Annotated in this window: 9 protein-coding genes; 8 read left to right on the top strand and 1 reads right to left on the bottom strand. The window is 38.6% G+C overall.

What is annotated here, in order from left to right; translation table 11 throughout:
* Window positions 1–158: 158 nt before the first annotated feature.
* The 5 genes from FAY33_RS15050 (at window position 159) to FAY33_RS15030 (ending at window position 2,781) form a co-directional block, all read left to right on the top strand.
* Window positions 159–386, top strand: a complete 228-nt coding sequence (locus FAY33_RS15050) for a hypothetical protein (protein WP_143322053.1) — start codon at window positions 159–161, stop codon at window positions 384–386.
* Window positions 387–535: 149 nt separating this feature from the next.
* Window positions 536–685 (top strand): XkdX family protein, encoded by a 150-nt coding sequence (locus FAY33_RS15045; protein WP_143322052.1) that lies wholly within the window; start codon window positions 536–538, stop codon window positions 683–685.
* A gap of 11 nt (window positions 686–696) precedes the next feature.
* Window positions 697–1,149: a phage holin family protein gene (locus tag FAY33_RS15040; protein WP_347562708.1), complete on the top strand. Its 453-nt coding sequence runs from the start codon at window positions 697–699 to the stop codon at window positions 1,147–1,149.
* Window positions 1,150–1,212: 63 nt separating this feature from the next.
* Window positions 1,213–2,007 carry a M15 family metallopeptidase gene (locus FAY33_RS15035; protein ID WP_143322050.1) on the top strand — a complete coding sequence of 265 codons (795 nt, stop codon included), beginning with the start codon at window positions 1,213–1,215 and terminating at the stop codon, window positions 2,005–2,007.
* A gap of 120 nt (window positions 2,008–2,127) precedes the next feature.
* Window positions 2,128–2,781 carry a Rha family transcriptional regulator gene (locus tag FAY33_RS15030; RefSeq protein ID WP_143322049.1) on the top strand — a complete coding sequence of 218 codons (654 nt, stop codon included), beginning with the start codon at window positions 2,128–2,130 and terminating at the stop codon, window positions 2,779–2,781.
* Window positions 2,782–2,941: 160 nt separating this feature from the next.
* Here the strand turns inward: FAY33_RS15030 and FAY33_RS15025 are convergent, their stop codons facing one another.
* Entirely contained in the window at window positions 2,942–3,487 is a 546-nt protein-coding gene (locus tag FAY33_RS15025; protein ID WP_143322048.1) for a hypothetical protein, read from the bottom strand.
* Window positions 3,488–3,989: 502 nt separating this feature from the next.
* Between FAY33_RS15025 and FAY33_RS15020 the strand changes: the two genes are divergently transcribed.
* From FAY33_RS15020 to FAY33_RS15010, 3 genes are all read left to right on the top strand, one after another.
* The gene (locus FAY33_RS15020) at window positions 3,990–4,178 is read left to right on the top strand and encodes a hypothetical protein (RefSeq protein ID WP_143322047.1); all 189 of its coding nucleotides are present in this window, start codon (window positions 3,990–3,992) and stop codon (window positions 4,176–4,178) included.
* A gap of 615 nt (window positions 4,179–4,793) precedes the next feature.
* On the top strand, window positions 4,794–5,822 hold the full coding sequence (gene namA, locus FAY33_RS15015) for an NADPH dehydrogenase NamA (RefSeq protein ID WP_143322046.1): 1,029 nt from the start codon (window positions 4,794–4,796) through the stop codon (window positions 5,820–5,822).
* 143 nt (window positions 5,823–5,965) lie between these two features.
* Window positions 5,966–6,472: a DsbA family protein gene (locus FAY33_RS15010; RefSeq protein WP_143322045.1), complete on the top strand. Its 507-nt coding sequence runs from the start codon at window positions 5,966–5,968 to the stop codon at window positions 6,470–6,472.
* The last annotated feature ends 90 nt before the right edge of the window (window positions 6,473–6,562 follow it).

The following is a 6,562-nucleotide window of genomic DNA, read 5'->3' as shown; positions in this document are numbered from 1 at the left end:
GTTTTGAGGGTGGCTGTTCCGCCTGAAATATAAGCAAATTTCACACCGCCCATGTCACTACGTATATCAGCTAAATTGCTATTTACCGAACTAAATAAACTTGTAAACCAGAGCCAAAAGGCTCTTATTTTTATGCCGAAATGGCAGAAAGGATACTTATGAGCAATGAAAAAATAAAATTTGGAGATCAAGTGTTTGACCTCGTTACTGCTGGTGTAAATTTAACAGACCGCGGCGGATCAATTATGTTCTGCCGTGGTGACACAGCTTTTGATGTAGTAAATCAAACCCTCAAAAAAAATGGTGACATCGTACAGATCGGCACATCGGGTGATCCCGACTGGAGCCGTTCGGACCTAATTTATGCAGGTATATTAACAAGCTGATCAAATTATGAAGTAAGCACCGGGGTAAAAGCAGATGTAATGATTGCCGAGTTCAGATCACCAGACACGCGTGAGCAGATTAAGGATACCAATGCAAACTTAGCTTATTTATCAATGATGACGGGTTATGATTTGGAGGTGCTTACACTATGAGTCCACACTATGAAGAAGTAAAAGGGTATTACGATACAAACAGATGGTCAAAAAAGATGGCTTGGAATGCAGTAGGCAGGTGGATCACAGAAGAAGAGTATAAATTGATTACTGGGGAAGATTACGTTAAACAAGAGGAAGAGTGAGGAAAATGAGAATGAAATTTGTAGACAAATACAACGCCACAGTAGGTATGATCGCAACCGTTTTAACAGCATTATTCGGAGTTTACTGGTATGTTTTTGCTGGCTTTCTGCTTTGCAATGTACTAGATTGGGGTACGGGTTGGTATAAGGCCAGGAAATTAGGTCAGGAGAGTAGCAAGGCGGGATTAATGGGTATCTTAAAAAAAGTAGGCTACTGGATAATTGTACTGGTAGCCTTTTTGCTGCCGGAATTACTTATTAACCTTGGAAAAGATGTGCTTGGCATAAATCTGGATTTCATGTTACTTTTGGGCTGGTTTACTCTCGCTTGCTTATTGATTAATGAAATTCGTAGCATACTGGAAAACCTTACAGAGTGTGGCTATAATGTTCCTACATTCTTAATTAAGGGGCTTGCAATTACTGAAAAGTTACTTAATGCAAAGACTGACGATATCAAATAACCTGTCATCACAACATAATAGGTCTGGGAGATTCCTGGACCTATTTCATTGGAGGATTTATTTATGAGAGATATTACATTATGCCACCCTCGCCTGCAGGTTTTGGCGGCGAAGCTGGTAGATGAATGCAGTAAACAGGGATTGAAGATTAAAATTGGAGAAACCTTCCGAACAGTGGCAGAGCAGGATGGGCTTTACGCCCAGGGAAGAACAAAGCCAGGAAACAAAGTGACGAATGCCCCGGGGAGTACATACAGTTCCTATCATCAGTGGGGGACCGCTTTCGATATTTACCGGAACGACGGTCTAGGAGCGTATAACGAAGTAGGTAACTTCTTTGGACGTGTCGGAGCCATCGGTGTATCCATTGGCTTGGAGTGGGGTGGTAACTGGAAGTCACCGGTTGATAAGCCTCACTTCCAACTCCCAGACTGGGGAAGCTCCACAAGCGGTATTAAGAAGGCGTATGCTAACCCGGAAGAGTTTAAAAAGACTTGGGTTGCCGCAATCACTGTGGCACCTATAGCCCCTGAAAAGAAATCCGGCTGGGTACAGATAACAGATGGTTATATGTATTACAATGGAGATACCGGGCTCCCGGTCCGGAATGACTGGGTACAGGTTGATGGGAAGTGGTATTGGTTTAATGGTGCCGGGATCATGGTCACAAACACATGGTACAAATATAACGGTGACTGGTATTACCTGGGACCAGACGGGGTTATGTGCCGGTCACAGCTTGTTGAAAATAATGGTAAGATTTATGCCGTGGACGCAGATGGAAAGATGGTCACAGGAAAGATACTGTTATCTACTTTAAGTGATGGAGCGTTGGAATATAAGGGATTAGCAAGATAAACAAAAGTGTCACGTTTGTCACGGTGCTTGTCTGATAAAATGAAGCTACTCTAAGGAGTGGGAGGACCCCTGCTCTTTTTTTGATACTGTTAAAATAAAGTCAGCGAAAGGATTGATAATATGTTAGTAGAGATTACAAAAATCAACAAAGAAGAGGTAACAGTAGTAAGCAGCCTTGATGTGGCTGAAACATTTAGCAAGAACCATTATGATGTAATGGAATCAATAAGGACTATTGAAGCAAGTGTTAGTACAACGGAATTTTCCATGCTATTCAATTTAGTCTCATACAAGGCTTCAAACGGAAAGAGCAATCCAATGTATTTTATGACCAGAGACGGCTTTACGCTTCTGGCAATGGGCTATACGGGAGAAAAGGCGATGCGGTTCAAACTCGCTTATATCAAACAGTTTAATGCAATGGAAAAAGCTCTTACAGGGAAACTGATTGAAAGAGAAAAGGGTATAGCAGTCAGGCAGTCATTGACAAAAGCCCTGCAACAATCCACCGAAAACGAGAGAATGCACGGTCACGCATATTCTACATACACAAACTGTATCTACAAAGTTGTTTTTGGCGTGGACGCAAAGAAACTTAGGGAAAAGTATGGCATAGGAAAAAAAGATGATCTAAGAAGCTGTTTCACTGCAGAAGAATTAAAAGCAATACAGTCCATGGAATCCCTGGTAAGTGGCCTGGTAGATTGTGGCTGGGGATACGATCAGGTTAAATCATTCATAGAGCAGACCAACACAAAACAGCTTGCAGGTTAAAACAATAAAGGGCGGTTTCCTCACGGAGCCGCCTTTTAAACATATATTATTCTGCTTTTTTCCCTATATAATCCCTGGCTTTTTCATAGGTATCATTAAGAATTTGCCAATATGACATATACTTTTCCCTTCTTTCCTCAGTGCGTGTGATTAAAACAGTTTATCTCCATTTTAGCCCGTCTAATATTTCAAAATAAGAATTCATGGCATTATTTAAGTCGTTCATGGCTAGTCTGTATTCTATGTATGGAATGATGATCCACGAAGACCAAAATAGTATTGCAAAAACGGTTATAAAAACTCGCCACATTCTTGTTCCTTTCTTGTAATGCCAAACTAGGAATAAACCTATAGACCCAAGAGGGAAACCCAAAATAAAAGTGACCAATATGGCAAATAAAGAATGTTGATAAAATTTAAAATCAGATGGTCTATATTCGTTTATCTGAAGCTCTTGGTTATATTCATTTATAAGAGCAATAGTTTTTGCTATTTTTTCATTAGCGCGTATGCCAAACTCAAAACGGATTATGTTGTTCCCATATTTCACAAATTCTAAATATCCAGTTTCGATACCAGAAGAGTACATATAATCTATTCGACTTAATTCATCATAGTTAATTCTTTTTTTATTACCCCAAAAAGTAATGATGTTGGAAGATTCTTTACCAACATATAACTTCTGACCTGCCCCTTTAATACTCATAAAGTCACCTCGTTTATATTCAATGTTATCTTTATTATACATTGCCTTGCTGTAACTCCGCAATACTTCATTACCATTATTTGATCTTATGGGTAAAATAATATGGAATATTACGGAATTTAGTTAAATATGACTAAATCCTTGCAAAATCTAGCACTTAACATTGCAAAATTTGGCACTCAAAAATTATGTAATGTATAAACTGCACAATAATAGGCGAATTAATTTAACATAAAGCAGTAAGACACTACCATTATTTGGCATATAAGGTATATTTTGTCTTTGATTTATAATATTTACCATTTTATAATTGTGTATATCATATGATTTTAAAGGTTCCGGACATCAAATAGCATTGACAAAAAGAACGTATGTTCTTATAATTAGATCATGAAGTTAGGAGGAAAATGAATATTAATAACAAAGGTATCTAAAAAGATACATAAAACATCGTGGATAAGGGGGTTATTTTAGTGACATATAAAGGAGGCATAAGGGGAAAATGAGTAAGACTAATGATGAAATAATATGGGACTTTTATAATTTTATTACTGAATTGCCATCAAACGAGTATGATGTGATTTGTAAATGGATGAGAGAACGAGAGCCTTTTCCTCGTATGGCTGAAAATATAATAGCTAAGGCGGATGCAAAACGAAAAATGGTGCCTGAGCATAACACAAATACATAACATAAATTCGTGTTGCATATTCGTGTTGCATGGGGGTTCAGCACGGGTAAAAATGGTATTTGTGCAAGGAAAACGTCCCATTGTATAGTACTGGGAAATCCCTTTAATAGCAAGGAATCCCGGTACTATCAGCTTTTAACGATATTTTATTTATCCAGTTCAAATCTGGTTGTCGCCTCTATGATAAAAGCCTCAGAAACCTGATAAAATAAGGGTTTCTGGGGTTTTTGCTTTGTGTATTTGGTGTTTGCGTGGGCATTTTTTTCTTTTAAGGCTGTTAAAGATTACCCTTGTGCCTGTATTATACCACAATATAGTATTATGAAAAATTCTATAATTGAAGTGAATTTGCTTGCCTTATTATTTATATAGACTTATAATATAGACAATATTTAATTAAAAATATTATTGTCAATATATTTTGTTGATACACAAATATATTGATTCAATCTTCACCCTAAACTTTGCAGTATATTTGCTCAAAATGCAGTTAATTTAATTTATTTCATTAACTGCATCTGCAAAAAAATTCCATAAGATAAGACATATATTTTGGAAAAAAATGAGACATAGTTTAATTATTATATCTATCATAGAGTAGAAGGGAGAATTATCATGTACTTATTAGATCCATTTACAGTAAAAAATATGACATTACGAAACCGCATTGTTATGCCTCCCATGTGTATGTATAGTGCTGGAACCGATGGTATGGCAAATGAATTCCATTTTACCCATTATACGTCAAGAGCGGTTGGCGGAGCGGGTCTGATTATTATGGAAGCTACCGGGGTATTGCCGTGGGGGCGTATTTCGGACCATTGTCTGGGACTCTGGAATGATGATCAGGCGAAGGCACTTAAGCCAATTGTTACTGCCTGCCAGAAGCAGGGAGCAAAAGTGGGGATTCAGCTTAATCATGCCGGGCGTAAATGTGAAGCTCAGGAAGATATAATTTATGCACCTAGTGCAATTTCATTTAGTCAGGATTCACCTATGCCCCATGAGATGTCAGAAGAGGATATCTGTGAGACGGTTAAGTCGTTTCGGAGTGCTGTTGCCAGGGCGGCTGAGATTGGTTTTGATGCCATTGAAATTCATGGTGCTCATGGTTATTTGATCAGCGAATTTCTGTCCCCGTTGTCAAATCATCGTAAGGACGGTTACGGAGGATCAACAGAAAACCGGTGCCGGATACTGATTGAAATATTAAAGGCTGTGCATGAGGTATGGCCGGATGAGAAGCCGGTTTTGCTGCGTGTATCTGCTGAGGATTATGAACCAGATGGGATGCATATGGAAGAAATGGCACGGATTGTTGAGTTAGTAAAGCCATATATTGATGTACTTCATGTGAGTACGGGCGGAGTAGTACCTACACCTCCTAAGAAAATTTATCCGGGCTATCAGGTGAAAATTGCCGAGTGGCTGAAAAAAGAGTCAGGTCTTCCGACCATTGCCGTTGGTCTGATTACGGACCCCCATCAGGTAGAGGAGATTCTGGGTGGAGAAAGGGCGGATCTGGTTGCTTTGGGACGAGAACTTCTGCGTGATCCCTATTGGGTGTTACATGCAGCCCGTAATCTGGGAAGTGAATATCCATGGCCGGAGCAGTATCAGAGAGGGTTTCAGGCAAGAAAATAATATTATGAGGTTTCTTTGATTATAAACGTAGTAGATAGGGGAATGTAATAGATAGGATAATTTTGTAAGGAAAGAGATAGTAAATTTTTAATGGTTGATCCTGTGATTATGAATAAATGATGGGAAATGAGAGGTAGTTAAGAATGAAGCGGGAATTGAATGTTTTTTTTGATTATATTTGTCCATTTTGTCTGAGAGCTCATGGGTATTTAAAGGAGTTTATTTCAGACTTTCCAGAGGTTAATGTGGTTTGGCATCCTTGTGAATCACACCCCAGACCGGAACGGCATGGTCTTCACAGCGATCTGTGTATACAAGGGTATTTCTATGCGGTTGATCATGAAGTTGATATTATGAAATATCATGAAAGAATGTTTGAAGCAGCTCAGAAAGATCGTATTAATATTGAAGATATTGAAGTGCTTACTGAGTATGTCAATGATCTGGTTGATGCTGATGATTTTCGATTGTCTCTTCAGAAGGGAACTTACAGCGGAAAACTGGAAGAGTCAAACCAACTTGCTTTTGAGCGTTCTGGAGTATGGGCAGTCCCAGCATATAGAATGGGTGATTTGAAACTCGATGCAGTTGAAGGTGTAGGAGTTACCAAAGAGCAGATTCGTCATTTAATGGAGAATTCTGATGTTTAATATCTGATATTATTGGGAATCGTGGGTCTGTCTGGTCTGTCTAAAAAATATATGAATAACCTCTTAGGATTGTAGAATCAGCATAATTCT

The organism is Clostridium sp. HBUAS56010, assembly GCF_007115105.1.
Taxonomy (GTDB): domain Bacteria; phylum Bacillota; class Clostridia; order Lachnospirales; family Lachnospiraceae; genus Lacrimispora.
This window is presented reverse-complemented; position numbering and strand designations above follow the sequence as displayed.

Bases quoted from the DNA above. Each gene is read 5' to 3' on its own strand.
- FAY33_RS15020 (WP_143322047.1), top strand. From the start codon at position 3,990: ATGAGTAAGACTAATGATGAAATAATATGGGACTTTTATAATTTTATT.
- FAY33_RS15010 (WP_143322045.1), top strand. From the start codon at position 5,966: ATGAAGCGGGAATTGAATGTTTTTTTTGATTATATTTGTCCATTTTGT.
- FAY33_RS15025 (WP_143322048.1), bottom strand. From the start codon at position 3,487: ATGAGTATTAAAGGGGCAGGTCAGAAGTTATATGTTGGTAAAGAATCT.
- FAY33_RS15050 (WP_143322053.1), top strand. From the start codon at position 159: ATGAGCAATGAAAAAATAAAATTTGGAGATCAAGTGTTTGACCTCGTT.
- FAY33_RS15030 (WP_143322049.1), top strand. From the start codon at position 2,128: ATGTTAGTAGAGATTACAAAAATCAACAAAGAAGAGGTAACAGTAGTA.
- FAY33_RS15040 (WP_347562708.1), top strand. From the start codon at position 697: ATGAAATTTGTAGACAAATACAACGCCACAGTAGGTATGATCGCAACC.
- FAY33_RS15045 (WP_143322052.1), top strand. From the start codon at position 536: ATGAGTCCACACTATGAAGAAGTAAAAGGGTATTACGATACAAACAGA.
- namA (WP_143322046.1), top strand. From the start codon at position 4,794: ATGTACTTATTAGATCCATTTACAGTAAAAAATATGACATTACGAAAC.
- FAY33_RS15035 (WP_143322050.1), top strand. From the start codon at position 1,213: ATGAGAGATATTACATTATGCCACCCTCGCCTGCAGGTTTTGGCGGCG.